At 74.7% G+C, this 25,681-nt stretch carries 22 protein-coding genes; 17 read left to right on the top strand and 5 right to left on the bottom strand.

Annotated elements, in window-relative coordinates:
* Positions 1 to 34: 34 nt before the first annotated feature.
* Positions 35 to 463 carry an ester cyclase gene (locus ACWIX3_RS20295; RefSeq protein WP_448609160.1) on the top strand — a complete coding sequence of 143 codons (429 nt, stop codon included), beginning with the start codon at positions 35 to 37 and terminating at the stop codon, positions 461 to 463.
* Here the strand turns inward: ACWIX3_RS20295 and ACWIX3_RS20290 are convergent.
* Positions 460 to 1,683, bottom strand: a complete 1,224-nt coding sequence (locus tag ACWIX3_RS20290) for a cytochrome D1 domain-containing protein (protein WP_448609159.1) — start codon at positions 1,681 to 1,683, stop codon at positions 460 to 462. The genes ACWIX3_RS20295 and ACWIX3_RS20290 overlap by 4 nt on opposite strands.
* A 67-nt stretch (positions 1,684 to 1,750) precedes the next feature.
* On the bottom strand, positions 1,751 to 2,416 hold the full coding sequence (locus ACWIX3_RS20285; RefSeq protein WP_448609158.1) for an MBL fold metallo-hydrolase: 666 nt from the start codon (positions 2,414 to 2,416) through the stop codon (positions 1,751 to 1,753).
* A gap of 49 nt (positions 2,417 to 2,465) precedes the next feature.
* Here ACWIX3_RS20285 and ACWIX3_RS20280 point away from each other — a divergent pair, with 49 nt between their 5' ends.
* From ACWIX3_RS20280 to ACWIX3_RS20205, 16 genes are all read left to right on the top strand, one after another.
* Positions 2,466 to 3,968, top strand: a complete 1,503-nt coding sequence (locus tag ACWIX3_RS20280) for an amidase (protein WP_448609157.1) — start codon at positions 2,466 to 2,468, stop codon at positions 3,966 to 3,968.
* A 137-nt stretch (positions 3,969 to 4,105) separates the two neighbouring features.
* On the top strand, positions 4,106 to 6,997 hold the full coding sequence (uvrA, locus tag ACWIX3_RS20275) for an excinuclease ABC subunit UvrA (protein WP_448609156.1): 2,892 nt from the start codon (positions 4,106 to 4,108) through the stop codon (positions 6,995 to 6,997).
* A 102-nt stretch (positions 6,998 to 7,099) separates the two neighbouring features.
* Positions 7,100 to 7,936, top strand: coding sequence for a VOC family protein (locus ACWIX3_RS20270; protein ID WP_448609155.1), 837 nt, complete (start codon positions 7,100 to 7,102; stop codon positions 7,934 to 7,936).
* Between the two features lie 53 nt (positions 7,937 to 7,989).
* Positions 7,990 to 9,219, top strand: coding sequence for a saccharopine dehydrogenase family protein (locus ACWIX3_RS20265; RefSeq protein WP_448609154.1), 1,230 nt, complete (start codon positions 7,990 to 7,992; stop codon positions 9,217 to 9,219).
* 120 nt (positions 9,220 to 9,339) lie between these two features.
* Positions 9,340 to 9,639, top strand: coding sequence for a hypothetical protein (locus tag ACWIX3_RS20260; protein ID WP_448609153.1), 300 nt, complete (start codon positions 9,340 to 9,342; stop codon positions 9,637 to 9,639).
* Between the two features lie 84 nt (positions 9,640 to 9,723).
* Positions 9,724 to 10,644: an alpha/beta fold hydrolase gene (locus tag ACWIX3_RS20255; protein WP_448609152.1), complete on the top strand. Its 921-nt coding sequence runs from the start codon at positions 9,724 to 9,726 to the stop codon at positions 10,642 to 10,644.
* A gap of 81 nt (positions 10,645 to 10,725) precedes the next feature.
* Positions 10,726 to 12,840 (top strand): excinuclease ABC subunit UvrC, encoded by a 2,115-nt coding sequence (gene uvrC, locus ACWIX3_RS20250; RefSeq protein WP_448609151.1) that lies wholly within the window; start codon positions 10,726 to 10,728, stop codon positions 12,838 to 12,840.
* Positions 12,837 to 13,856 (top strand): RNase adapter RapZ, encoded by a 1,020-nt coding sequence (rapZ, locus tag ACWIX3_RS20245; RefSeq protein ID WP_448609150.1) that lies wholly within the window; start codon positions 12,837 to 12,839, stop codon positions 13,854 to 13,856. Before uvrC ends, rapZ begins: the two co-directional genes overlap by 4 nt.
* Complete coding sequence (locus ACWIX3_RS20240; RefSeq protein WP_448609149.1) at positions 13,856 to 14,941, top strand: gluconeogenesis factor YvcK family protein; 1,086 nt, start codon at positions 13,856 to 13,858, stop codon at positions 14,939 to 14,941. Before rapZ ends, ACWIX3_RS20240 begins: the two co-directional genes overlap by 1 nt.
* Positions 14,942 to 14,968: 27 nt before the next feature.
* Positions 14,969 to 15,949 carry a DNA-binding protein WhiA gene (gene whiA, locus ACWIX3_RS20235; RefSeq protein ID WP_448609148.1) on the top strand — a complete coding sequence of 327 codons (981 nt, stop codon included), beginning with the start codon at positions 14,969 to 14,971 and terminating at the stop codon, positions 15,947 to 15,949.
* Positions 15,950 to 16,163: 214 nt separating this feature from the next.
* Positions 16,164 to 17,168 carry a type I glyceraldehyde-3-phosphate dehydrogenase gene (gap, locus tag ACWIX3_RS20230; protein ID WP_448609147.1) on the top strand — a complete coding sequence of 335 codons (1,005 nt, stop codon included), beginning with the start codon at positions 16,164 to 16,166 and terminating at the stop codon, positions 17,166 to 17,168.
* Between the two features lie 8 nt (positions 17,169 to 17,176).
* A complete protein-coding gene (locus tag ACWIX3_RS20225; RefSeq protein WP_448609146.1) occupies positions 17,177 to 18,370 on the top strand; it encodes a phosphoglycerate kinase in 1,194 nt (397 codons plus the stop codon).
* 14 nt (positions 18,371 to 18,384) lie between these two features.
* Complete coding sequence (gene tpiA, locus ACWIX3_RS20220; protein WP_448609145.1) at positions 18,385 to 19,212, top strand: triose-phosphate isomerase; 828 nt, start codon at positions 18,385 to 18,387, stop codon at positions 19,210 to 19,212.
* A gap of 33 nt (positions 19,213 to 19,245) precedes the next feature.
* Positions 19,246 to 21,033, top strand: a complete 1,788-nt coding sequence (locus tag ACWIX3_RS20215) for an ABC transporter substrate-binding protein (RefSeq protein WP_448609144.1) — start codon at positions 19,246 to 19,248, stop codon at positions 21,031 to 21,033.
* A 35-nt stretch (positions 21,034 to 21,068) separates the two neighbouring features.
* On the top strand, positions 21,069 to 21,302 hold the full coding sequence (gene secG, locus ACWIX3_RS20210; RefSeq protein ID WP_448609143.1) for a preprotein translocase subunit SecG: 234 nt from the start codon (positions 21,069 to 21,071) through the stop codon (positions 21,300 to 21,302).
* A gap of 289 nt (positions 21,303 to 21,591) precedes the next feature.
* A complete protein-coding gene (locus ACWIX3_RS20205) occupies positions 21,592 to 21,933 on the top strand; it encodes an RNA polymerase-binding protein RbpA (protein WP_448609142.1) in 342 nt (113 codons plus the stop codon).
* A 61-nt stretch (positions 21,934 to 21,994) separates the two neighbouring features.
* On the opposite strand, the gene pgl is transcribed toward ACWIX3_RS20205, so the two are convergent.
* The 3 genes from pgl to zwf are packed head-to-tail and all read right to left on the bottom strand — an operon-like array spanning position 21,995 to position 25,528.
* The gene (gene pgl / locus ACWIX3_RS20200; protein WP_448609141.1) at positions 21,995 to 22,864 is read right to left on the bottom strand and encodes a 6-phosphogluconolactonase; all 870 of its coding nucleotides are present in this window, start codon (positions 22,862 to 22,864) and stop codon (positions 21,995 to 21,997) included.
* A complete protein-coding gene (locus ACWIX3_RS20195) occupies positions 22,861 to 23,982 on the bottom strand; it encodes a glucose-6-phosphate dehydrogenase assembly protein OpcA (RefSeq protein WP_448609140.1) in 1,122 nt (373 codons plus the stop codon). The genes pgl and ACWIX3_RS20195 overlap by 4 nt, the downstream gene beginning before the upstream one ends.
* Positions 23,983 to 24,010: 28 nt before the next feature.
* Complete coding sequence (gene zwf / locus ACWIX3_RS20190; protein ID WP_448609139.1) at positions 24,011 to 25,528, bottom strand: glucose-6-phosphate dehydrogenase; 1,518 nt, start codon at positions 25,526 to 25,528, stop codon at positions 24,011 to 24,013.
* Between the last annotated feature and the right edge of the window lie 153 nt (positions 25,529 to 25,681).

The raw sequence follows: 25,681 nt of genomic DNA, 5'->3' as shown, positions 1-25,681 counted from the left end.
CCGGGCGACCGGACCACGACGAGAGGACACGACGATGGCGAGCAGTCCCGAGGCGGTCAGGGAGCTGGTCCGGCGGCTGGAGGAGGCGATGAACACCCGCCATCTCGATGTCCTCGACGAGGTCCTCGCACCGGACTTCGTCCGCCACTCCCCGGCGACCCCGCAGCTGACCGTCACCGACCGCGAGCAGTTCAAGGACTTCCTGCGGCAGGACGCGGCGACCTTCGCCGACAACACCCAGACCTTCACGCGCGTGCTCGTGGACGGGGACGAGGCCGGCTTCTGGGCGACCTACGAGGGCACGCAGACGGGACCCATGGGTCCGTTCCCGCCCTCGGGGAAGCGGGCGCGGTTCGACTTCGCGGGGTTCTTCCGCGTCCGGGACGGCAGGCTCGCCGAGCTGTGGGTCACCTGGGACAACGTCTCGCTGCTGACCCAACTCGGACACCTGCCGCCCCGTTAGGCGAAGAGCACCACCCGGACCGTGCCGTCGCCGTGGGTGACGAGGGCGCGGCTCCCGTCGGGGAGCACCGCGACGCTGGTGGGTGTCGGACCGGTGGGGACTCGGGCGGTCACGGTGCCGGTCGCGGTGTCGACGACGGACACCGTGCCGTCACCGGAGTTGGCCGTGTAGAGGTGCCGCCCGTCCGGCGCGTACGCCACGTGCTGCGGGTCCGCGCCGACCCCCGGCACCGTGGCGACGACGCGCTGGGTGGCGGGGTCGATCAGCGAGACGTCCTCGCTGGCCCGGTTGACCACCGCGACCCGGGTGCCGTCCGGGGACGCCGCGACGGCCTCGGGGCCGGTGCCGACCGGGATCGTGGCCACTGCGTCGCCGGTCGCCACGTCGAGGACGGAGACGACGGAGGCGACGGGGTCGGCGACGTAGGCCCGGCGACCGTCGGCGCCGAGCACCGCGGCGCGCGGGTTGGGCGTCGTGTCCAGGTGGCCCACCTGGACGCCGGTCGTCCCGTCGAGGACGTCGAGGTGGGCGCCGAGGGACATCGGCACGTAGACGCGTCGCCCGTCGGCGCTCACGGCGGCCGCGTGGGGACCGCGGCCGGTCGGGACCGTGTCGACGACGGTGCCGGAACCGACGTCGAGGACGACGACGGCGTTCACGCCGGCCGCGGCATCGTGGACCGACACGAAGGCGCGTCGCCCGTCCGGGGTGAACGTCACCTGCTGCGGGGGTCCCTCCTCGATCGGGACGGTGCCGACCACCTCGGTGGAGGCGGTGTCGACGACGACCACCGCACGGCCGGCGGGGTCGGCGACGTAGGCGGTGCGCCCGTCGGGGCTGACCGCGACGTCGCTCGGCGCGGACCCGACGGGGACGGCCGGACCGAGGCCGGGAGTGGCCGGGGTCGGCGTCGGGGGAGCGGGTGGGGCGGTCCCGGTGCCGACCGCCTCCTGCGGCGCCGCGGCGGCCGGAGGAGTCCCCACCGGGCCGGCGTCGCCGTCCTGCCACAGGACGACGGCCAGGACGGCGAGCGCCAGACCGACCGCGAGGACCAGCGCGTACCGGTGGCGCTGCCTCCTCGAGTGCCTCGCCCGGTGCAGCCTCGGGTGGTGGCCCGCACGGTCGAGCTGACGGGCACCGGGGAGGTCAGTGCCCCAGTGGCCGGGGCCGGTCTCGTGCGGGGGCCGGGTCGCAGCTGGGCCCGCAGGTGGCTCTGCCATGCGCGGATGATGCTCCGCCGGTGCCCGCTGGGGGACCGGTCCGCTCGTGGCGTCCGGGACCGCGGCCTCACCAGCCGCGGGCGCGCCACTCCGCCAGGTGCGGGCGCTCGGCGCCCAGCGTCGTGTCCTTCCCGTGCCCGGGGTAGACCCAGGTCTCGTCGGGCAGCGTGCCGAACAGCCGCTCCTCGACGTCGTCGATCAGGCTGGTGAAGTCCTCGGGCGACCAGGTCTTGCCCACGCCGCCGGGGAAGAGGCTGTCGCCGGTGAACAGGTGGGTGCCGGCGCCCTCCGGGCCGCGCCAGAGCAGCGCGATGCTGCCCGGCGTGTGCCCGCGGAGGTGGATGACCTCGAGGGTCTGCCCCCCGATTCGCACCGTGTCGCCGTGCACCACCGGTCGCTGGACGGGGACGGGCAGCTCGTCGGCGTCGGCGGGGTGCGCGAGCGTGACCGCGCCGGTCGCCTCCACCACCTCGGGCAGCGCGCGGTGGTGGTCCCAGTGCCCGTGCGTGGTGACGACGGCGCGCACGTCGGCGTCCCCGATGAGCGCGCGCAGCGCCTCGGGCTCGGCCGCGGCGTCGATGAGCAGCGCCTCGCCGGTGCCCGGGGCGCGCAGCAGGTAGGCGTTGTTGGCCATCTCGCTGACCGCGAGCTTGCTGATCGTCAGCCCCGGCAGCTCCCGGACGTCGGCCGGCCCGCCCACCTCGACGTCCCCGGTGTAGCTCCCCGAGCTCATCCCAGCCTCCCGTTCGTGCACTGTCGGTGGCCGCGGCTACGGTCCAGGCATGGACGCTAGCGGAGGTCTCCCGGCCGGTCAGATCGTCGGGCTCCCGGCCACCGAGCTCGCCACCCGCGTCCGGTCGGGAGAGCTGACCGCGGTCCAGGTCGTCCGTGCGCACCTCGCGCACCTCGACGAGGTGGAGCCGCGCATCGGCGCCTTCCGCGTGGTCCGCCGCGAGGCCGCCCTGGCCGAGGCGCACGCGGTCGACACCGCCCTCACCCGGTTCGCGATGCCTCTCGCCGGGGTGCCGGTCGCGGTCAAGGACAACGTCGCCGTCGCCGGTGAGGTCTGCACCGACGGCTCCGCCGCCCGCACCGGTCGGCAGCCGGAGCCCCGCGACTCCGAGGTGGTCGCCCGGCTCCGGCGGGCGGGCGCGGTCGTCGTCGGCATCACCCGCGTACCCGAGCTGTGCCTCTACGCGGCCACCGACGGGCCGAGCACGGTCACCCGCAACCCCTGGGACACCGCCCGCTCGCCGGCCGGCAGCTCCGGCGGCAGCGCGGCGGCGGTCGCCTCCGGTGCGGTCCCGCTCGCGCACGGCAACGACGGGATGGGGTCGCTGCGGCTGCCCGCCGCCGCGTGCGGGCTGGTCACGCTCAAGCCCGGCCGGGGCGTCGTCCCCGGCGGTATCGGCGCCGACGACTGGTCCGGCATGGCCGTCAACGGGGCACTGGCCACCACCGTCGCCGACCTCGCCGTGGCGCACGCGGTGCTCGCGGGGGAGGAGCCGGTCCCGCTGGAGGCGCCCGGCCGGCCGCTGCGCATCGCCGTCTCCACCCGCTCCCCGGTGCCCGGCACGCGTGCCGACGGCCCGGCCCGGGCGGCCGTCGACGCGGTGGCCGCCGCCCTGACCGCGGCCGGCCACACCGTCGTCCGCCGGGACCCGCCGATCTCCGCGGGTGCCGCGGCCGGCGCGCTCGCGCGCTGGATGGCCGGCGCCGCCGACGACGCCGCGCACCTCGGCATCGCGCTGGCCGACCTCCAGCCGCGCAGCCGCACGCACGCCCGCATGGGGCGCGCCGTCCGGGCCGCCGGTCTGGTCCGCCCGGCCACGGCCGAGCGGTTCCGCGAGCGGATGACCGCCTTCTTCGCCGGGGCGGACGGCTCGGCCTCCCGGCAGGATCCCGCCCGGCCCCGTCCAGGGCACCGCTCCGAGCGTGCGAGGGGTGGGGAGGACGGGGTCCTCGACCTGCTGCTCACCCCGGTCACGACCGGTCCACCGCTCCCGGCCCGGCCCTGGCACGAGCGCTCGTTCGTGGTCAACGTGACGGCCAACGCCCGGTGGGCGCCGTGGACGGCCGCCTGGAACCTGGCCGGCCTCCCGGCCCTCGTGCTGCCCGCCGGCACCCGCCCCACGGGGCACCCCCTGGCGGTCCAGCTGGTCGGCCCCCCGGGGGCCGAGAGGCGACTACTCTGGACCGCCGGAGAGCTGGAGCGTCGGCAGCCCTGGCGTCGTCACGCGCCCGTCTTCGACCCCGCAGGAACCCCGTCCCCGGCTCCCGTCTGAGCACCCCGGCGAGCGGCAACGTCGCCATCGTCACGGATTGCACCCGGGCAGTGACGGCGTTGTCCGTATCGACATCTCGACATCTCCACCGCGGGCCCGGCGCGACCGGCCGGCCCGGCTGACCGACAGGGATCACATTGGACCGTCTCGTCGTCCGCGGCGCCCGTGAGCACAACCTCAAGGACGTCCACCTCGACCTGCCCCGCGACGCCCTGATCGTCTTCACGGGGCTGTCCGGATCGGGGAAGTCCAGCCTGGCCTTCGACACGATCTTCGCTGAGGGCCAGCGCCGTTACGTCGAGTCGCTGTCGGCCTACGCGCGCCAGTTCCTGGGGCAGATGGACAAGCCCGACGTCGACTTCATCGAGGGCCTCTCGCCGGCCGTCTCGATCGACCAGAAGTCGACCAACCGCAACCCGCGGTCGACGGTCGGCACGATCACCGAGGTCTACGACTACCTCCGGCTGCTCTACGCCCGCGCGGGACAGCCGCACTGCCCCAACTGCGGCAAGCCGATCTCGCGGCAGACCCCGCAGCAGATCGTCGACCAGGTGCTGACCATGGATGAGGGCACCCGCTTCCAGGTGCTCGCCCCCGTCGTCCGGGCCCGCAAGGGCGAGTACGTCGACCTGTTCAGCTCGCTGCAGACCCAGGGTTTCTCCCGCGTCCGCGTCGACGGCGTCGTCCACCAGCTGACCGACCCGCCGAAGCTGAAGAAGCAGGAGAAGCACACGATCGAGGTGATCGTCGACCGGCTCACCGTCAAGGAGAGCGCGAAGCGGAGGCTCACCGACTCGGTGGAGACCGCACTCGGCCTGGCCGGCGGCCTCGTCGTCCTCGACTTCGTCGACCTCCCCGAGGACGACACCCAGCGCGAGCGCACCTTCTCCGAGCACCTCGCCTGCGTGGACGACGGGCTGTCCTTCGAGGCGCTCGAGCCGCGGTCGTTCTCCTTCAACTCGCCGTTCGGCGCCTGCCCCGAGTGCACCGGCATCGGCACCCGCAAGGAGGTCGACCCCGACCTCGTCGTGCCCGACCCGGAGAAGAGCCTGGCGCAGGGCGCGATCGCCCCGTGGGCCACCTCGATGAGCAACGAGTACTTCACCCGGCTGCTCACCGGCCTGTCCCAGCAGCTCGGCTTCTCCATGGACGACCCGTGGGAGCGGCTGCCGGCCAAGGTGCAGAAGGCCGTGCTGCACGGCTCGCCGGACCAGGTGCACGTCCGCTACAAGAACCGCTACGGCCGCGAGCGCAGCTACTACGCCGCCTTCGAGGGCGTGCTGCCCTTCCTCGAGCGGCGGCACGAGGACACCGACAGCGAGTACATGCGGGACAAGTACGAGGGCTACATGCGCGACGTGCCCTGTCCCGTCTGCCACGGCACCCGGCTCAAGCCCGAGATCCTCGCCGTCAAGCTCAACGGCCGCTCGATCGCCGAGGTCACCAGCCTGTCGATCGGCGACGCCGCCGAGTGGCTGGACGGCCTGGAGCTCGGCGAGCGGGAGCGGGCGATCGCCGACCGGGTGCTCAGGGAGATCCAGGCCCGGTTGTCCTTCCTCGTCGACGTGGGCCTCGACTACCTCTCGCTCGACCGGCCGGCCGCGACCCTGGCCGGCGGCGAGGCGCAGCGGATCCGGCTGGCCACCCAGATCGGCTCCGGCCTGGTCGGCGTCCTCTACGTCCTCGACGAGCCCTCCATCGGGCTGCACCAGCGCGACAACACCCGGCTGATCGAGACCCTCGTGCGGCTGCGGGACATGGGCAACACGCTCATCGTCGTCGAGCACGACGAGGACACGATCAAGACCGCCGACTGGGTGGTCGACATCGGGCCGGGCGCCGGTGAGCACGGCGGTGAGGTCGTCGTCAGCGGCACCGTCGAGGACCTGCTCGCCAGCGAGGACTCGCTCACCGGGCAGTACCTGTCGGGGCGCAAGGAGATCACCGTCCCGACGGTGCGGCGGCAGCCGCAGCCCGGCCGCGAACTGGTGGTCAAGGGTGCCCGCGAGCACAACCTCAAGGGCGTCGACGTGACGTTCCCGCTGGGCCTCCTGGTCGGCGTCACGGGCGTCTCGGGGTCGGGCAAGTCGAGCCTGGTCAACGACATCCTCTACACGGTGCTGGCCAACGAGCTCAACCGCGCGCGGATGGTGCCCGGTCGGCACCGCACCATCACCGGCCTCGACCAGCTCGACAAGGTGGTGCACGTCGACCAGTCGCCGATCGGCCGCACCCCCCGGTCCAACCCGGCCACCTACACCGGCGTCTGGGACCACGTGCGGAAGCTGTTCGCCAGCACGTCGGAGGCCAAGATCCGCGGCTACCAGCCCGGCCGCTTCTCCTTCAACGTCAAGGGCGGCCGCTGCGAGGCCTGCTCCGGCGACGGCACGCTGAAGATCGAGATGAACTTCCTGCCGGACGTCTACGTGCCGTGCGAGGTGTGCAAGGGCGCCCGGTTCAACCGCGAGACCCTCGAGGTGCACTACAAGGGGAAGACGGTCGCCGAGGTCCTCGACATGCCCATCGAGGAGGCGGCCGACTTCTTCGCCGCCATCCCGGCGATCTCCCGGTACCTGCGCACCCTCACCGAGGTGGGGCTGGGCTACGTCCGGCTCGGCCAGCCGGCGACCACCCTCTCCGGCGGCGAGGCGCAGCGGGTGAAGCTGGCCAGCGAGCTGCAGAAGCGGTCCAACGGCCGCAGCATCTACGTGCTCGACGAGCCCACCACCGGGCTGCACTTCGAGGACATCCGCAAGCTGCTGATCGTGCTGCAGGGCCTGGTCGACAAGGGCAACTCGGTGGTCGTCATCGAGCACAACCTCGACGTCATCAAGAGCGCCGACTGGCTGATCGACATGGGCCCCGAGGGCGGGTTCCGCGGCGGCACCGTCGTCGCCGAGGGGCCGCCGGAGTTCCTCGCCACGGTCCCGGAGAGCCACACCGGCCGCTACCTGGTGCCGTTGCTCGACCCGGACGCGGTGGCCGCCGCGGCGGCGCCGAAGAAGCGGGCGCGCAAGAAGGCCAGCTGAGCCCGGCCGGGCCGGACGCCGGGCGTCCGGCCCGGCCGGGGCCCTCGTCCCCGTCACCCCCCGTCGCTAGCGTCGGCAGCGGACGGGAACGGAGGTGGCGCGGTGGCCGAGCAGCGGACCTACCCGCACGGCGTGACGTGCTGGATCGACACGGAGCAGCCGGATCCGGCCGAGGCGGCCCGCTTCTACGCCGGGCTCTTCGGCTGGACGCTCACCGACGCGGTGCCGCCGGACGCGCCGGGGACCTATCTCATCGCCACGCTCGACGGGCAGGACGTCGCCGCGATCGGCCCCGCGACGTCGGGCACCGCGGCGTGGAACACCTACGTCGCGGTCGACGACGCGGACGCCACCGCGGCCGCGGTGGCCCGGCTCGGCGGCACGGTCCCCGCCGGTCCCGAGGACGCCGGGCCGGGCGGACGTGCGGCCACGTGCACCGACCCCGCCGGGGCGGAGTTCCGGCTCTGGCAGGCCCGGCGCCGCCTCGGGGCGCAGCTGGTCAACACACCGGGCGCCTGGAACTTCAGCGACCTCCGCACACCCGACCGCGACGCCGCGATGGACTTCTACGGGCCGCTGTTCGGCTGGCTCGCCGTGGACATGGAGCAGGGGGCCGGCACGATGATCCAGGTCCCGGGATACGGCGACCACCTGGCGGCCACCGTGGACCCGGGCATCCACGAGCGGCAGGCGTCGGCGCCGCCGGGGTTCGCCGACGTCATCGGGGGCCTCGTGGTGGTCGCGGCGGGGGAACCGGCCCGCTGGCACGTCACGTTCACCGTGGCCGACCGCGACGACACGGTCGCCACCGCCGAGCGGCTCGGCGCGACGGTGACGACCTCCTCCGACGACCTGTGGACGAGGAACGCCCTCCTGCGCGACCCCCAGGGGGCGCAGTTCACGATCGCCCAGTTCACCCCGCCCGACGGTGAGTGGTGAGCGCGCCCGCGGCCCGTTGAGCGGGGGTCGGGCACCCGGACGAGGATGGCCGGGTGTCCGATCCCGCGCGCACCCACGACGTGGTCGTCTACGGCGCCACCGGCTTCGTCGGCCGGCTGCTCGCCGCCTACCTGGCCAGGGCCGCGCCGGCCGGTCTCCGCGTGGCGCTGGCCGGCCGGTCACGGAGCCGGCTCGAGCAGGTGCGCGGCGAGCTGCCCGCCACCGCCCGGGACTGGCCGCTGGTCGAGGCCGACTCCACCGACGCCGCCTCGCTCGCCGCGATGGCGGCCTCGGCCCGGGTGCTGGCCACCACCGTCGGCCCGTACGTCCGCTACGGCCTGCCCGTCGTGGAGGCCTGTGCCCGGGCCGGCACGCACTACGCCGACCTCACCGGCGAGGTGCTGTTCGTCCGCCGGGCGATCGACCGCACCGACGCGGTCGCCCGCGACACCGGCGCCCGGATCGTGCACGCCTGCGGCTACGACTCCATCCCCTCCGACCTCTCCGCGCTCCTGCTCGCCGAGCGGGCACGACTCGACGGCGCCGGCGGTCTGCGCGACGTCCAGCTGGTCGCCACCGCGCGCGGCGGCTTCAGCGGCGGCACCGTCGACTCCGTCCGCGCCCAGTTCGAGGAGATGGGCCGCGACCCCGCGGCGCGGCGGCTGGCCGGCGACCCGTTCGCGCTCAGCCCCGACCGCGACGCCGAGCCCGACACCCGCCAGCCGCGCGACGCCGGTCCGCCCTCGCGCACCCCCGACGGCCGGTGGACGGCGCCCTTCGTCATGGCGCCGTTCAACACCCGCATCGTCCGGCGCAGCAGCGCTCTGCAGGGCTGGGCCTACGGCCGCGGGATGCGGTACGGCGAGGTGATGGGCTGCGGGCGGGGGATCGCCGGCGCCGCGACGGCCACCGCGGTCACGGCCGGGCTGGCCGGCCTCGCCGCCGCGATGAGCCTGCCGCCGACCCGGACCCTGCTCGACCGGGTGCTCCCCGAACCGGGCACCGGCCCCGGCGAGCAGACCCGGGCTCGGGGCTGGTTCCGCATGGTCGTCGACGCGACCACCGAGAACGGCCGGCGGTATCGCGCCACCGCCGGCGGCCAGGGCGATCCCGGCTATGCCGCCACCGCCGTCATGATGGGGGAGACCGCCCTCAGGCTGGCCGTGGACGGCGACCGGCTGCCCGGCGGGGCCGGGTCGCTCACCCCGGCGACCGCGCTCGGGTCCGTGCTGGTGGAACGGCTGCGTGCCGCCGGGCACACCTACGACGTCGTGGCGGGGTGAACGGCGCGGCACCCGATCCGGCCATGGGCTTGAACGCAGGGCGACCCACGCCCTACCCTCCGTGTGATGCACGTCACGCGGCCATCCCGGCGTGGCGGGATCCCGATCGAGGAGGCGCCGGTGACCGCGCTCACGCCCGACTGTGACCCGGACCTGTCGAACTGCGGCTCGCCGACGTCCCCACCCGGTGGCGGCGTGCGGTCCACGGTCGTCCTCCTCGCCCTGGTGACCGTCGCGGTGCTCGCCGTGACCGGCGAGGCGGTGCCGGGCGCGGTGGCCTTCGTGGCCGGCGGGGTGGGCCTGGTGTCGGCCCTCGTACTGGGTGGGCGGGCCGTCCGCCTCGCCCGGCGGGCCGGTGCCGCCGTCGCGGCCCACGGGCCGTGGGCAGGGGCGGTGCACCGGTCGCGTCCGGTCGGCTGACCGCGGCGGTCGGACCCCGCCCTGCGCAGGCGGCCACGAGCGGGCAGGCTCACCGGCGACGACGCCGTCCGAGGAGGTCTGCCCATGACCAGCCCCGCCCCCGTCACGTGGATCGAGGCCGCCGACGGCGCCCGGCTGGCCGAGCGCCGCTGGACGCCCGACGGCGCGGTACGGGGCACCGTCCAGCTGGTGCACGGGCTCTCCGAGCACGCCGGACGCTACGAGCGGCTGGCCCGGGCGCTCACCGCGCAGGGGCTCGCCGTCGCCGCCCTCGACCACCGCGGGCACGGGCTCACGGCCGGGTCCACCGGCCCCGGCGGCTTCGGCCAGGGCGCCACCAGCGACGCCGTCCTCGACGACGTCCGCGACCTCGGGGAGCGCCTGACCGCCGACCATCCCGGCGTCCCGCGCTTCCTGCTCGGCCACTCGCTGGGCTCCGCGGTTGCGCTCGCCTCCGCCGAGCGGGACGGCGCGGACCTGGCCGGCCTGGTGCTGTCCGGGCCGATCGGCGTCGCCCCGCACCTGGCGCAGGCGGTCCCGCAGCTCGAGGCGGCCGTCGCCGGTGGGATGGGGGACCACCCCATGGACGCCCTGGGCGCCTTCAACGCACCCTTCGAGCCCGCCCGCACGCCCTACGACTGGCTCACCCGCGACCCGGCGGAGGTCGACGCCTACCTCGCCGACCCGCTCTGCGGCGACGACGTCCCGCCCACGTACCGCTACGGCGCCGGCATGTTCGCCCTGGTGACCCGGGCAGCGAGCCCCGAGGGCGTGGCCGGCCTGCCCGCCGGGCTGCCGGTCCTGCTGCTCGCCGGGCAGCGCGACCCGGTCGGCGGGACCGACGCCGCCCAGGTGGCCGCGCTCGCCGACCTGCTGCGCGACCGCGGCCGGCCGGTGGAGCTGCGCGTCTACCCCGACGCCCGGCACGAGGTCTTCAACGAGACCAACCGCGACGAGGTGACCGGCGACCTGCTCGCCTGGCTGGGGGCCCGGCTCGGCGGCTGACCGGTGCCCGAACCACACCGGTGTGATCCGGAGTGACCCGCGGACGGCGAACCGTCGTCCGTCCGACCTAACCTGGGGTACATGCCCGACCCGTCCACGTACCGACCGGCGGTCGGCAGCATCCCGGAGTCACCCGGCGTCTACAAGTTCCGCGACCCCAACGGCCGGGTCATCTACGTCGGCAAGGCCAAGAGCCTCCGGCAGCGGCTGAACAGCTACTTCGCCGACGTGGCGGGCCTGCACCCGCGCACCCGGCAGATGGTGACGACAGCGGCCGCCGTCGAGTGGACCGTCGTCGGCACCGAGGTCGAGGCCCTCCAGCTCGAGTACAACTGGATCAAGGAGTTCGACCCGCGGTTCAACGTCCGCTACCGCGACGACAAGAGCTACCCGTCGCTGGCCGTGACGCTGAACGAGGAGTACCCGCGGCTGCAGGTGATGCGCGGCCCGAAGAGGAAGGGCGTCCGCTACTTCGGCCCGTACGCGCACGCCTGGGCCATCCGCGAGACGCTCGACACGCTCACCCGGGTCTTCCCGGCGCGCACCTGCTCCAACGGCGTCTTCAAGCGCGCGGGCCAGATCGGCCGGCCCTGCCTGCTCGGCTACATCGGCAAGTGCGCCGCCCCCTGCGTCGGCCGGGTCTCCGCCGAGGAGCACCGTCGGATCGTCGACGGCTTCTGCGACTTCATGGCCGGCCGCACCGACCAGATGGTGCGCCGCCTCGAGCGCGAGATGACCGAGGCCGCCGAGGCGATGGAGTACGAGAAGGCCGCCCGGCTGCGCGACGACCTCGGCGCTCTCAGGCGCGCGCTGGAGAAGCAGGCCGTCGTCCTCGGGAACGGCACCGACGCCGACGTCGTCGCGTTCGCCCAGGACGAGCTGGAGGCCTCGGTGCAGGTCTTCCACGTCCGCGGCGGGCGGGTCCGCGGCCAGCGCGGCTGGATCGTCGACAAGGTGGAGGAGGTCACCACCGGCGAGCTGGTCGAGCAGTTCCTGCTGCAGGTCTACGGCGGCGTCGACGAGGCGACCGGTGTCGGCGAGGCGGGTGAGGCGGTGCCCAAGGAGGTGCTGGTCCCGGAGCTGCCGGACGACGCCGACGTCTACGAGGAGCTGCTCAGCGAGCTGCGCGGCAGCCGGGTCAGCCTCCGGGTGCCCCAGCGCGGCGACAAGCGGGCCCTGCTGGAGACGGTCGAGCGCAACGCCAAGGAGGCCTTCGCCCGGCACCGGGTCAAGCGGTCCAGCGACCTCACCGCCCGCTCGCTGGCGCTGTCGGAGCTGCAGGAGGCGCTCGAGCTGCCCGAGGCGCCGCTGCGCATCGAGTGCATCGACATCTCGCACGTCCAGCAGACCAACGTCGTCGCCAGCATGGTGGTGTTCGAGGACGGGCTGGCGAAGAAGTCGGACTACCGGCGGTTCTCCGTCCAGCAGGGCACCGACGACACCGCGGCGATGGCCGAGGTCGTCCGCCGCCGGTTCGCCCGCCACCTCAAGGAGGAGGCCGACCGCCGCGACGAGCAGGGCGTCGCCGCGGAGGAGGGCCGGCCGCGCCGGTTCGCCTACCCGCCGAACCTGCTGGTGGTGGACGGCGGCGCGCCGCAGGTCGCCGCGGCCGCCCGGTCGCTCGACGAGCTCGGCGTCGTCGACGTCGCCGTCTGCGGGCTGGCCAAGCGGATGGAGGAGGTGTGGCTGCCCGGGGAGCCCGACCCGGTCATCCTGCCGCGCACCTCGGAGGCGCTCTACCTGCTGCAGCGGGTCCGGGACGAGGCGCACAGGTTCGCGATCACCTACCACCGGCAGAAGCGGTCGACCAGCATGCTGGTCTCCCTGTTGGACGACGTCCCCGGTCTCGGGGAGACGCGGCGGAAGGCGCTGATGAAGCAGTTCGGATCCCTCAAGCGGCTGCGGAACGCCACCGTCGACGAGCTCGTGGCCGTGCCCGGCATCGGCCGGCGGACGGCGGAGGCGGTGCTCGCGGCGGTGGCCCAGCCGGAGGCGGGGGAGGCTGCGGTGGCCCAGCCGGAGGCGGGGGAGGCTGCGGCGGTCAAGCCGGAGGCGGGGGAGGCGGCACCTGGCGACGACGCCGGGCCCACCGAGGAGACCGTCGAGACGACGACCGCACCGGCCGGCCCCGCCGAGCGCGGCACCCCCCGCAGCGGCTCCGGCGCCACAGCCGAGGTCGGCCTGGTGGCCTCGTGAGACGACGGGCCGAGACCGCCGCCCACGACACCGCACCCCGGGAGAGCGAGCAGGACGGCGCGCCCCGCGACACCGCGCACCTCGAGATGCCTCCCGGCGCCCCGGGCCACCCGCACACCGACGTCCCGCCGCCGCTGGACCCGTCCTCCACCGAGACCGCGCCGCTGGACGTCGTCGTCGTCACCGGGCTCTCCGGTGCCGGCAAGAACAGCGCCGGGCGGGTCCTGGAGGACCTCGGCTGGTTCGTCGTCGACAACCTGCCGCCGGCGCTGCTGCTGCCGATGGTCCAGCTCGGCGCGCGGGGGGACGTCCGCCGGTTCGCCGCTGTCGTCGACCTGCGCAGCCGGGCCTTCTCCAGCGATCTGCAGGAGGCGATCCGGGTGCTCGCGGAGGCCGGCCACCGCCCGCGGGTGGTCTACGTGCACGCGCGCGACGAGGTGCTGGTCCGCCGGTACGAGTCGAACCGGCGCGAGCACCCGCTCCAGGGCAGCGGCACGCTCACCGACGGCATCACCGCCGAACGGGCGCTGCTGACCGGCATCGCCGGCGAGGCCGACCTGTGGGTGGACACCAGCGACCTCAACGTCCACCAGCTGCGCGCCACGCTGGAGAACGCCTTCGCCCGCGAGGGCCAGGCGCCGCCGCTGACCGCGACGGTGCTCAGCTTCGGCTTCAAGTACGGCCTGCCGCTGGACGCCGACCTCGTCGTCGACGCCCGCTTCCTGCCCAACCCGTACTGGCTGCCCGACCTGCGCCCGCACACCGGGCAGGACCCGGACGTGCGCGACTACGTCCTCGGCCAGGAGGACGCCCGGCCCTTCCTCGACCGCTACACCGACGTGCTGCGGCTGCTCATCCCCGGGTACCGCCGCGAGGGCAAGCGCTACCTGACCCTCGCGGTGGGCTGCACCGGCGGCAAGCACCGCAGCGTCGCCATCGCCGAGGAGTTCGCCCGCCGCCTGCGCGCCGACGGCGTCGACGCCACCGTCCAGCACCGCGACCTGGGCCGCGAGTAGTGGCCGCGCAGTCCACCCCGCCCGGCGCAGCGGACGGGGCCGTCGCCCGGCCGCCGCGCGTCGTCGCGTTCGGCGGCGGTCACGGCCTGGCCGCCGCGCTCGCCGCCTGGCGGCGGATCACCCCGGAGCTCACCGCGGTCGTCACCGTCGCCGACGACGGCGGCTCCTCCGGGCGGATCCGCCGCGAGATGCCCGTGCTGCCCCCGGGCGACCTGCGGATGGCGCTGACCGCGCTGGCCGGTGAGGACGCCGGCACCCGGCACATGGCGGCGCTGCTGCAGCACCGCCTGGGTGGCAGCGGCGTGCTCGCCGGGCACTCGGTCGGCAACCTGGTCCTCACCGGGCTGACCGAGCTGCACGGCGGGGACGCGGTACGGGCACTCGACGACCTGTGCCGGATGCTGGGCGCCCGCGGGCGGGTGCTGCCGATGGCCGACGTCCCCCTGGACCTGGTCGCGACGGTCGAGAGCACCGACCCCGACGACCCCCGGCGCACCCGCCGGATCCGCGGGCAGTCGGCGATCGCCGCGACCCCCGGCCGGGTGCGGGACATCCTGGTCACCCCGGCCGACCCGCCGGTGCACGCCGCCGTCCTCGACGCCATCGCCACGGCCGACGTCGTCTCGCTCGGCCCGGGCTCCTGGTACACGTCCGTGCTGCCGCACCTGCTCGTGCCACGGCTGCGCGCCGCGCTCGCCGCGAGCAGCGCCCGCGTGGTCGTCGTCCTCAACCTCGAGCCGCAGCCGGGGGAGACCGACGACTTCTCGCCGGAGGAGCACCTGACCGTCCTGCAGGGCCATCTGGGCGGAGTGGCATTGCACACGGTGATCGCAGACGAAGAATCGGTTGTTGACCGCTGTGGTCTCCTTTCAGCGGTACGTGAGTGCGGTGCCGAGCTCGTGCTGGCCCCGGTCGCCGAGGACGGCGGCGTGCCGCGGCACGACCCGGCGCGCCTGGCCGGAGCACTCCGGCAGGCGCTCGGGACGCGGCAGGGCATGGAAATCCGCGGGCGGGTACCGCAACCTCACGTACCGGACCCGGTACGTGGGGGAGACGAAGGGAACGCCGCACATGGGGCTGGTTGAGCCCGGGGGAACGTGGGGGTGGACGGCATGGCGATGACGGCCATGGTCAAGGACGAGCTGTCGCGCGTGGAGTGCACGAAGACCTCCGAGCGCAAGGCGGAGGTCACCGCGCTGCTGCGCTTCAGCGGCGGCCTGCACATCGTCGGTGGCCGGGTGGTCATCGAGGCAGAGCTGGACACCGGATCGGTGGCCCGACGCCTGCGTCGTGACATCAGCGAGGTCTACGGCTACACCAGCGGCGTCAGCGTGCTGGCCGGCGGCAACATCCGCCGCGGGGTCCGCTACCTGGTCCGCATCGCCAAGCACGGCGAGGGTCTGGCCCGGCAGACCGGGCTGGTCGACCAGCGCGGCCGTCCCGTCCGCGGGCTGCCGCCGTCGGTGGTCAGTGGCGGCATCAACGACGCCGAGGCGGCCTGGCGCGGTGCCTTCCTGGCGCACGGCTCCCTGACCGAACCCGGCCGCTCCTCCTCGCTGGAGGTCACCTGCCCGGGTCCCGAGGCCGCGATGGCACTCGTCGGCGCCGCCCGTCGGCTGGGCATCGCCGCCAAGGCCCGCGAGGTCCGCGGCGCCGACCGGGTGGTCGTGCGGGACGGCGACGCCATCAGCGCGCTGCTGACCCGGATGGGCGCCCACGACGCCGTGCTGGCCTGGGAGGAGCGGCGGATGCGCCGCGAGGTCCGGGCCACCGCCAACCGGCTGGCGAACTTCGACGACGCCAACCTGCGCCGCTCGGCGCGCGCGGCGGTCGCCGCCAGCGCCCGGGTGGAGCGGGCGCTGGAGATCCTCAACGGCGACGCCCCCGAGCACCTGCTCATCGCCGGCCGGCTGCGCCTCGAGCACGGCCAGGCCTCGCTCGAGGAGCTCGGCCAGCGCGCCGATCCGCCGATGACCAAGGACGCCGTCGCGGGCCGGATCCGCCGGTTGCTGGCCATGGCCGACAAGCGCGCCAAGGACCTCGGCATCCCGGACACCGAGTCCGTCGTCACCGAGGACATGCTGACCCAGTGACGAGCGGCGGCCGCGCGGGAGGCCCCACGTGGGGCCTCCCGCGCCCCCAGCCGTCCGGACGCCGGCACCTCCAGCCGGATGCCGGGGATCGGTGCCCGGCCGCTGGGCCTCGACCGGACGACCGGAACCCCGGCCGATAGGGTCGTCGCAGATCGCGGCCGCGCGCCCGCGCGGCCGATCGGGCGACAGTCCAATCGAGCACATGGAGGTCAGCGTGACCGTACGGGTGGGCATCAACGGGTTCGGCCGGATCGGGCGCAACTTCTGGCGGGCCGCCGCGGCCAGCGGCAAGGACATCGAGATCGTGGCGGTGAACGACCTCACCAGCCCCGAGGTCCTCGCACACCTGCTGAAGTACGACAGCATCCTGGGCGTGCTGTCGGAGGACGTCGCCGCCGACGGCGAGGGCATCAAGATCAGTGGGAACACCATGAAGGTGCTCTCGGAGCGCGACCCGGCCAACCTGCCGTGGGGCGACCTGGGCGTCGACGTCGTCGTCGAGTCCACCGGCTTCTTCACCAAGGCCGACGACGCGCGCAAGCACGTCGACGCCGGCGGGGCCAAGAAGGTCGTCATCTCGGCGCCGGCCACCGGCGACGACCTGACCATCGTCATGGGCGTCAACCACGAGAAGTACGACGGCTCGCAGACGATCATCAGCAACGCGTCCTGCACCACGAACTGCCTGGCCCCGCTGGCCAAGGTGCTCAACGACAGCTTCGGCATCGAGCGCGGTCTGATGACCACGATCCACGCCTACACGGCCGACCAGAACCTGCAGGACGGTCCGCACAAGGACCTGCGTCGCGCCCGCGCGGCCGCGCTCAACATGGTCCCGACCTCGACCGGTGCGGCCAAGGCGATCGGCCTGGTCCTCCCCGAGCTGCAGGGCAAGCTCGACGGCTACGCCGTCCGCGTTCCCGTGCCCACCGGCTCGGCCACCGACCTCACCGTCCAGCTCTCCCGCGAGGTGCCGGCCGACGAGATCGACGCCGCCTACCGCGAGGCCGCCGCGGGCCCCCTGGCCGGGATCCTCAAGTACACCGACGCCCCGATCGTCTCCTCCGACATCGTCACCGACCCGGCGAGTTGCATCTACGACAGCAAGCTGACCAAGGTCTTCGGCCCGATGGCCAAGGTGCTCGGCTGGTACGACAACGAGTGGGGTTACTCCAACCGGCTCGTCGACTCGGTCGAGCTCGTCGGCCGCTCGTTCTGAGCGGCGCCATGCGTTCCCTCGACGACCTGCTCGCCGAGGGCGTCTCGGGTCGGCGCGTGCTCGTGCGCGCCGACCTGAACGTCCCGCTGGAGAAGAGCACCGGCGAGATCACCGACGACGGCCGGATCCGCGCCAGCCTGCCCACGCTGCAGGCGCTGCGCGACGCCGGCGCCCGCGTCGTCGTGGCCGCCCACCTCGGCCGGCCCAAGGGCGCGCCGGACCCGCAGTACTCGCTGGCGCCGGTCGCCGCGCGGCTCGGTGAGCTGCTGGGCACCGACGTCCCGCTGGCCGCCGACGTCGCCGGGGACGACGCCCGCGCGAAGGCCGGCGCGCTCGGCGACGGCGACGTCCTGCTGCTGGAGAACGTGCGCTTCGAGGCCGCGGAGACGTCGAAGGACGACGCCGAGCGGGGGGAGCTGGCCGACCGGCTGGCCGCCCTCGCCGACGTCTACGTGGACGACGCGTTCGGCGCGGTGCACCGCAAGCACGCCTCGGTGTACGACGTCGCGCTGCGGCTGCCGCACGTGGCCGGGCGGCTGGTGGCCACCGAGCTCGACGTGCTGACCCGGCTGACGCACGACCCGGAGCGGCCCTACGTCGTCGTGCTCGGCGGCTCGAAGGTCAGCGACAAGCTCGCCGTCATCGAGGCGTTGCTGCCCAAGGTCGACCGGCTGCTGGTCGGCGGCGGGATGTGCTTCACCTTCCTCGCCGCCCAGGGGCACGGCGTGGGCCGCTCGCTGCTGGAGAGCGACCAGGTCGAGACCTGCGGGCGGCTGCTGGCGGAGGCCGGCGACCGGATCGTGCTGCCGGTGGACGTCGTCTGCGCGCCGGAGTTCAGCGCCGAGGTCGACACGACCACCGTTCCGGTCGAGCAGATCCCGGACGAGCAGATGGGCCTGGACGTCGGCCCGCGCACGGTGGAGGCCTTCGGCCGCGAGCTGGGCGATGCCCGCACCGTCTTCTGGAACGGCCCGATGGGCGTCTTCGAGCTCGCGCCGTTCCAGGCCGGCACCCGCGGGGTGGCCGAGGCGGTGGCCGCGGTCGACGGCCTGTCGGTCGTCGGCGGCGGCGACTCCGCCGCCGCGGTACGCCAGCTCGGCCTCGACGAGGCCGCCTACGGCCACATCAGCACCGGCGGCGGCGCGTCGCTGGAGTACCTCGAGGGCCGGGAGCTGCCCGGCCTCGCGGTGCTGGCCGACTGAGCGAGGAGACGGACATGGCACGCAGGGGCACCCCCGTCCGCCGTGAGGGGCGCCGGCCGCTCATCGCCGGCAACTGGAAGATGCACCTCACCCACCTCGAGGCGATCGGCCTGGTGCAGAAGCTGGTCTTCAGCCTCAAGGAGACCGAGCTGGAGTCGGCCGAGGTCGTCGTCCTGCCGCCGTTCACGGCGCTCCGCAGCGTGCAGACGCTGGTGACCGGCGACAAGCTCGAGGTCGGCTACGGCGCGCAGGACCTCTCGGTGCAGGACTCCGGCGCCTACACGGGCGAGGTCAGCGGTGCGATGCTGGCCGCGCTGGCCTGCCGCTACGTCGTCGTCGGCCACTCCGAGCGGCGCGCGCTGCACGGTGAGGACGACGCCGTGGTGGCCGGCAAGGTGCAGGCGGCGCTGCGGCACGGCCTGGTGCCGATCCTCTGCGTCGGGGAGGGGCTGGAGGTGCGCCGGTCCGGCGAGCACGTCGCCCACTGCACCACCCAGCTCGACGCCGCGCTCGAGGGGCTGACCGCCGAGCAGCTCACGTCGCCCGGTGAGGGCACCGGCATCGTGATCGCCTACGAGCCGGTGTGGGCGATCGGGACCGGCGAGGTCGCCACTCCCGAAGACGCCCAGGAGGTGTGCAGTGCCCTACGGTCACGGCTCGCCGAGCGTTTCGGTGCCGAGACCGCCGGGATCGTCCGTATCCTCTACGGCGGGTCGGTGAAGGCCGCGAACACGGCCGGGATCCTGGCCGGGCCGGACGTCGACGGTGCACTCGTCGGTGGCGCCAGCCTGGACGCCGACGAGTTCGCGCAGATCTGTCGGACAGCCGCCGACGGCAGCTGACCGCCGCCGCCGGACAGGCGGGGAGCGGGTGGTGTGGAGAGCACGCTGGAGCGGGGCCCCGCCTGGGCGCGGGGCACCCGCGGCCGGGTGGCCGGCATCGCCGCCGTCGTCCTGCTGGTGGTCGGGGTCGCGGTCAGCTGTGCGAACGCCGGTGAGGACAGCCCCGCGCTCCCCGTCTTCGGCGGTGGTCCGGACACCGGCGTCACCGGCGTCCGGGCGCCGTCCGAGGCCGCCGGCGGCACGCTGCGGGTGGTGACCGGCGAGGTGGACAACCTCGACCCGCAGCGCTCGTACCTCCCCGGCGTGTGGAACCTCATGCGGCTCTACACCCGCACCCTGGTCAGCTACTCCTCCGAGCCCGGCCGCACCGGCGAGCTGGAGCCCGACCTCGCCACGGACCTCGGCACCACGCCGGACGGCGGCCTCACCTGGACGTTCACCCTCCGCGAGGGCGTCCGGTTCGAGACCGGCGCGCCGATCACCTCGCGCGACGTCAAGTACGGCATCGAGCGCTCGTTCGCCTCGGACGTCGTCGTCGGCGGTCCCACCCGGGTGGTCGAGCTGCTGGACGACCCGGCCAACCCCTACGCCGGTCCGTACCAGGACGAGACCCCCGGCCGGCTGGGCCTGGCCTCGGTCGAGACGCCCGACGACCGCACCCTCACCTTCCGGCTGCGCTCGCCACAACCGGACCTCCCCTACGTCATGGCACTGCCCTCGAGCAGCCCCGTCCCGGCCGACAGCGACACCGGCGCCGACTACGGCCGCGACCCGGTCTCCTCCGGCCCGTACGTGGTCGCCACGCGGGACGACGTCACCGGCATCGTGCTCGAGCGCAACCCGGAGTGGGACCCGGCGACCGACGGGGTCCGGACCGCGCTGCCCGACCGGGTCGTCGTGCGCACCGGGCTGACCGGCGTGGAGCGGGACCAGGCGCTGCTGGCCGGCTCGGCCGACGTCGACATCTCCGGCACCGGCATCCAGGCTCCGACGACGGCCCGACTCGGTGAGGACTCCGGCGGCGACGTCCCGCTGGGCGACCGGATCGACGAGGTCACGAACAACGTCGTCCGGCTGCTCGCGCTGCCGACCGACGTCGCGCCGTTCACCGACCCCGCCTGCCGGGCCGCGGTCGCCGCCGTGGTGGACCGCACGGCGGTCCAGGAGGTGCTCGGGGGGCCGGCGGAGGCCGTGCCCACCTCGCGGCTGTGGCCGCGCGGCGTCGCGGACGGTCCGGAGGAGACCGACCCGGCCGCCGACCCGGCCGCGGCCGAGGAGGCCCTGGCCACCTGCGGGCAGGCCGAGGGCTTCGACACCGTCCTCGCCGTCCCGGACTCGGCGACGGGTGTGGCCGTCGCCGAGGAGGTCGCCGGGCAGCTGTCGCGCATCGGCATCCGCGCACAGGTCCGCCCGCTCGACGCGCCCAGCTTCTACGCGACCGAGGTCGGCAACCCCGACCGCGTCCGTGACAACGGCATCGGCATCGTGCTGGCCACCTGGACCGCCGACTTCCCGACCCCGGGCTCGTTCCTCGTGCCGCTGGTCGACGGCCGGTCGGTGAGCAGCGTCGGGAACACCAACTTCGCCCGGCTCGCCGACCCCGCGATCGACGGGCTCATCGACGCCGCCCGGGCGGCCGCCGGCGACCCCGGGGCCGCCCGCGCCACCTGGCGCGAGGTGGCGAGCGCGGCCACCGCCACCGGCGCGTACGTGCCGCTGGCCGAGTCGCGCGTGCAACTGCTGGCGGGCCAGCGACTGCGCAACGGCGTGGTGATGGGGCCGTACACGAGCTACGACCTGGCGACCGCCGGCGTCAGCTGACCGGCCGGCCGCGGCGGGTCGGTTACCCTCGGGACATGGTCGAGCTGGTCCTCAACGTGCTGCTGGTGCTCACCAGCGTGCTCCTCGTGGTGCTGATCCTGCTGCACCGCGGCAAGGGCGGGGGCCTGTCCTCGATGTTCGGCGGCGCGGTCTCCTCGCAGCTGTCCGGCTCCTCGGTGGTGGAGAAGAACCTCAACCGGCTGACGGTCTTCGTCGGTCTGATCTGGACGGTCTGCATCATCGGCCTGGGCATCCTGCTCAAGGTCTGAACGAGGACCCGGTCTCCGCACCGCGCGCAGGCTCGCGGTGAGCCTCTGGACGGAGCCGTTCAGCACGTCGCCGCGCTCGGGACGGGACCCTGGCGCGGGGCCGGTCCGGCACGTCACCACGCTCGCGGCGAGCCTCCGGACGGGGCCGACCTGCGACGGGAGCCGACGGCGGTCGGCACGAACGCCGAGGTCATCGGGACCAAAGTCCTCTCTGCGACAAGATCGAGGCCCTAGACTGCCCCGACGGCCTCTCGTGGCCGGCGACCGCTGAGACGCGCAGGGGGCACTGGTGGCTGGTGGTAACGCGATCCGTGGCACGCGGGTGGGCGCGGGTCCGATGGGTGAGGCCGAGCGCGGCGAGGCCGCGCCGCGCCGCCGGGTGCCGTTCTGGTGCGCCCAGGGGCACGAGACGCAGGTCTCCTTCGCCTCCGAGGCCGAGGTGCCCGACCTGTGGGACTGCCCGCGCTGCGGCCTGCCGGCCGGCCAGGACCAGGAGGCCCCGCCGCCCGCGCCGCGCACCGAGCCCTACAAGACCCACCTGGCCTACGTCCGCGAGCGGCGCAGCGACGCCGACGGCGACGCGCTCCTCGAGGAGGCGCTGGCCAAGCTGCGGGCCCGCCGCGGCGCGTAGGGGAGAACTTGCGGGAGGCCCCCTCCAGCAGCGGGGCCTCCCCGTACCCGCCGAGCCCCGCTCAGCTCCGCGCGTCGAGTTCCGCAGCGGCCTCGGCGTCCAGCAGCCAGCGGGTCGCCCGGCGCCCGTGCACCCCGGCCGCGGGCAGCTCGTCCGGGGGAGTGCCGCCGGCCAGGGCCCGCGCCACGGCCGGTGCCTTCGCCGAGCCGGAGACGAGCAGCCACACCTCCTCGGCCCCGTTGATCGCGGAGAAGCCCAGGCTCACCCGCGTCGGCGGCGGCTTCGGGCAGTCGCGCACCGCGACCACCGGGCGTGCGTCGGAGACCGCCGGCGTCCCCGGGAAGATCGACGCCACGTGCCCCTCGGGGCCCATGCCCAGCAGCAGCAGGTCGATGCGGGGCAGCGGCTCTCCCTCCGGTGCCGCAGCGGCCAGCTGCCCGGCGTACCAGGCGGCGGCGTCCTCGGGCTCGTCGAAGCCGGCGTCCGAGGCCGGCATCGCGTGGATGCGCTCCTCCGGGACGCCGGCCGGGCCGAGCAGCGTCCGCCGGGCCCCGAGTTCGTTGCGGTCGTCGTCGTCGGCCGGCACCCAGCGCTCGTCGCCCCACCAGACGTCGACGGCGGTCCAGTCCACCCGCTCGCGTGCCGGCTCGCGGACCAGGTCGGCGACCCGCTCGAGGACGGTGGTGCCGATGCCGCCGCCGGTGAGGACGACCGACGCCGTCCCGTGCACCGCCTGCGCCGCGGCCAGCCGGGCGACGAGCGCAGCGGCGACCGCGCGGGCGAGCCGGTCGGCGTCGGGCTCGACGACGACGTCCGGCGTATGGCCCTCCTGCAGGGGCCCGCCGGGAGCTTGCGAGCGGTGGGGAGCAGGGGGGTCCTCCGGCTCCTCGGCCAGCCGGGCGGCGATCCGGTCCCCGGGTGGCAGCGTCACAGGACGGCCTGCCCGGCGTCCCGGGCGCCCTGGTCGGGGTCGTCCACGCCCTGCTGGGCGACCTCGTCCGTGCCCTCCGAGTCCGGCGGGACGGCGGGGAGGGTCTCCCCGCCGCTGCCGGCGTTCCCCTCGGCGGGGTCGAACCAGACGTACTCGCGCACGGGGGAGCGGTACGCCAGGTCCGGGACGCCGGTGGTGGACTCCAGCGCCTCGGCGAACGGCTCGTCCGGATCGAGCCGGCGGAGTTCCTCGCCGATCAGGTCGCCGAGCTGCCGGTCGGGCAGGGCCATCGTCGCCTCCGGCCGGTAGGGCTGGTGGATCACCGCCCCGCCCCGCCGGTCGGCCTCCACCCGCACCTGCTCGTCCTGGTCGAGCTCCAGCACCACCGCCGAGATCCCGCTGGGCCCGGCGCGCCGCTCGCCGGACACGACCGGGATCTCGCGGCCGCAGCGGGCGCTCAGCCAGCCGGCCAGCAGCAGCGCGGTGGCGTGCCCCGGGTCACCCTCGACCCGGCCGCCCAGCACCCGGACGGCGTCGCCGCGGCGCCCGGACACCGAGTCGACGGTCGAGGTCAGCGTGGCGCGCCAGGGGGTGCTGCGGGTCCAGGCCAGGTCGGTGTCACCCGGTGCGTAGTCCTCGGCGCGGGCGCGCAGCGCGGCCGGCTGGTCCTGGGCCAGCGAGCTGTCGGTGATCCGCCGGTCGGCGATCACGGCGAGCGCGTCGGTGGCCAGCTGGTCCGGCGGCGTGCCGTGCCACCAGGTCACCACGGGCGCGTCGGCGGCCAGCAGCGGGAGGACGACCGACTCGGCGTGCAGGGCGAGCCGGCCGTACATGCGCATGACCACGGCCTCGCCGGGCCCCAGCCGCCCGCCGATGAGCACCTCGGCGTCCAGCCGCGGGGTCGGCGCCTCGATCTGCCGGCGGACGACGATCAGCAGCCGGCAGGGGTGCTGCTCGGCAGCGGCGGTCGCGGCCTCCTCGGCCTCGGCCACCCGGTTCTCGTCGGCCACGACCACGAGGGTCAGCGCCACGCCGGAGAGCACCGCGCCGCCGGTGCGCCGCTGCGCGGCCAGCTCCTTGACCACCGCGGAGCCGGTGGTGTCCCAGAGCGTCGTCATCGGGTCCCCTCCCGTCGGGTGCGCCGGGTCACGGACGCCGCCACCGGCGACCCTCGGCGGCGAGCATCTCGTCGGCTGCGCGCGGTCCCCACTCGCCGGCGCGGTACGGCTGCGGCGTCGTCCCCGCCCAGAACTCCTCCAGCGGGTCGATCACCGTCCACGACGCCTCGACCTCCGCGTTGCGCGGGAAGAGGGTGGCGTCACCGAGCAGGACGTCGAGCAGCAGGCGCTCGTAGGCCTCGGGGCTGGCCTCGGTGAACTGCTCGCCGTAGAGGAAGTCCATCGCGACGTCGCGGACCTCCATCACGCTGCCGGGCACCTTGGACCCGAACTTGAGGGTCATCCCCTCGTCGGGCTGCACGCGGATCACCAGCTGGTTGTTGCCCAGCTCCTCGGTGTCGGTGTCGGCGAAGGGCAGGTGCGGCGCGCGCTTGAACACCAGCGCGATCTCGGTGACCCGCCGGGGCAGCCGCTTGCCGGTGCGCAGGTAGAAGGGCACGCCCGCCCACCGCCGGGTCTCCACGCCCAGCCGGACGGCGGCGTAGGTCTCGGTGGTGGAGTGCGGGTCGACGCCCTGCTCCTGCCGGTAACCCGTGGCCCGCTGACCGGCCAGCCAGCCCTGCTCGTACTGGCCGCGGACGGCGAAGGTCGAGAGGTCCTCGGGCAGCGAGACCGCCCGGAGCACCTTGAGCTTCTCGGTGCGGATCTCCTCGGCGGAGAACTCGACCGGCTCCTCCATCGCGGTGAGCGCGAGCAGCTGCAGGAGGTGGTTCTGCAGCACGTCGCGGGCGGCACCCGTCTGCTCGTAGAACTGCGCCCGCCCGCCGATGCCGACGTCCTCGGCCATCGTGATCTGCACCGAGTCGACGTGGTGGCCGTTCCAGACCGGCTCGAACAGCGTGTTGGCGAACCGCAGCGCCATCAGGTTCTGGACGGTCTCCTTGCCCAGGTAGTGGTCGATGCGGAAGACGTCCTCGGCGGTGAACACCGAGTCGACCAGCTCGTTGAGGGTGCGGCTGGAGGCCAGGTCGGTGCCGAACGGCTTCTCCACGACCACCCGGCGCCAGCGGTCCGGCGTGCTGTCGGCCATGCCGGTGCGCTGCATCTGCTTGAGCACGACCGGGAACATCGCCGGTGGGATGGACAGGTAGAAGGCGGCGTTGCCGCCGATGCCGTGGGTGCCCTCGAGCTCGCCGAGCCTGGCGGCCAGCTCGTCGAAGGCGTTGTCGTCGTCGAAGGAGCCCTGGATGAAGTGCACGCTGGTGGCCAGCCGCTCCCAGACCTCCTCGCGCCACGGGGTGCGGGCGGCCTTCTGCGCGGCGGAGCGGGCCAGCTCGGCGAAGTCCTCGTCGCCCCAGTCGCGGCGGGCGAAGCCCAGGAGGGCGAAGTTGGTGGGCAGCAGTCCGCGGTTGGCCAGGTCGTAGACGGCCGGCAGGAGCTTCTTGCGGGCGAGGTCCCCGGTGATGCCGAAGACGACCAGGGCGCAGGGCTCGGGTACACGGGGCAGCCGCCGGTCCCGCGGATCGCGCAGCGGGTTGGGGATCATGGTCCGTCCTCGAGGTCGTGAGGGGACCCGTCGCCCGGCGCGGCGGTGCACCGGGCGGCGGGGGAGTGCGGCACTGCGTCGATTCTCCTTCTCGGCGGACAGACCGCTCGGTGAGGACCCGGCGCGGCGCGGCAGCCCGGGGACCGGGACTCC

The sequence above is a fragment of the Geodermatophilus sp. URMC 60 genome (assembly GCF_053502585.1).
Note: the sequence above shows the minus strand (reverse complement) of the source record. Positions and strands in the feature narration are given on the sequence as shown.

What these genes read in the sequence shown, in the direction of transcription:
- zwf (WP_448609139.1), bottom strand. Translation starts at nt 25,528, where the DNA reads ATGATCCCCAACCCGCTGCGCGATCCGCGGGACCGGCGGCTGCCCCGT.
- ACWIX3_RS20295 (WP_448609160.1), top strand. Translation starts at nt 35, where the DNA reads ATGGCGAGCAGTCCCGAGGCGGTCAGGGAGCTGGTCCGGCGGCTGGAG.
- tpiA (WP_448609145.1), top strand. Translation starts at nt 18,385, where the DNA reads ATGGCACGCAGGGGCACCCCCGTCCGCCGTGAGGGGCGCCGGCCGCTC.
- ACWIX3_RS20290 (WP_448609159.1), bottom strand. Translation starts at nt 1,683, where the DNA reads ATGGCAGAGCCACCTGCGGGCCCAGCTGCGACCCGGCCCCCGCACGAG.
- ACWIX3_RS20225 (WP_448609146.1), top strand. Translation starts at nt 17,177, where the DNA reads ATGCGTTCCCTCGACGACCTGCTCGCCGAGGGCGTCTCGGGTCGGCGC.
- secG (WP_448609143.1), top strand. Translation starts at nt 21,069, where the DNA reads ATGGTCGAGCTGGTCCTCAACGTGCTGCTGGTGCTCACCAGCGTGCTC.
- uvrC (WP_448609151.1), top strand. Translation starts at nt 10,726, where the DNA reads ATGCCCGACCCGTCCACGTACCGACCGGCGGTCGGCAGCATCCCGGAG.
- ACWIX3_RS20285 (WP_448609158.1), bottom strand. Translation starts at nt 2,416, where the DNA reads ATGAGCTCGGGGAGCTACACCGGGGACGTCGAGGTGGGCGGGCCGGCC.
- ACWIX3_RS20255 (WP_448609152.1), top strand. Translation starts at nt 9,724, where the DNA reads ATGACCAGCCCCGCCCCCGTCACGTGGATCGAGGCCGCCGACGGCGCC.
- ACWIX3_RS20280 (WP_448609157.1), top strand. Translation starts at nt 2,466, where the DNA reads ATGGACGCTAGCGGAGGTCTCCCGGCCGGTCAGATCGTCGGGCTCCCG.
- whiA (WP_448609148.1), top strand. Translation starts at nt 14,969, where the DNA reads ATGGCGATGACGGCCATGGTCAAGGACGAGCTGTCGCGCGTGGAGTGC.
- ACWIX3_RS20195 (WP_448609140.1), bottom strand. Translation starts at nt 23,982, where the DNA reads ATGACGACGCTCTGGGACACCACCGGCTCCGCGGTGGTCAAGGAGCTG.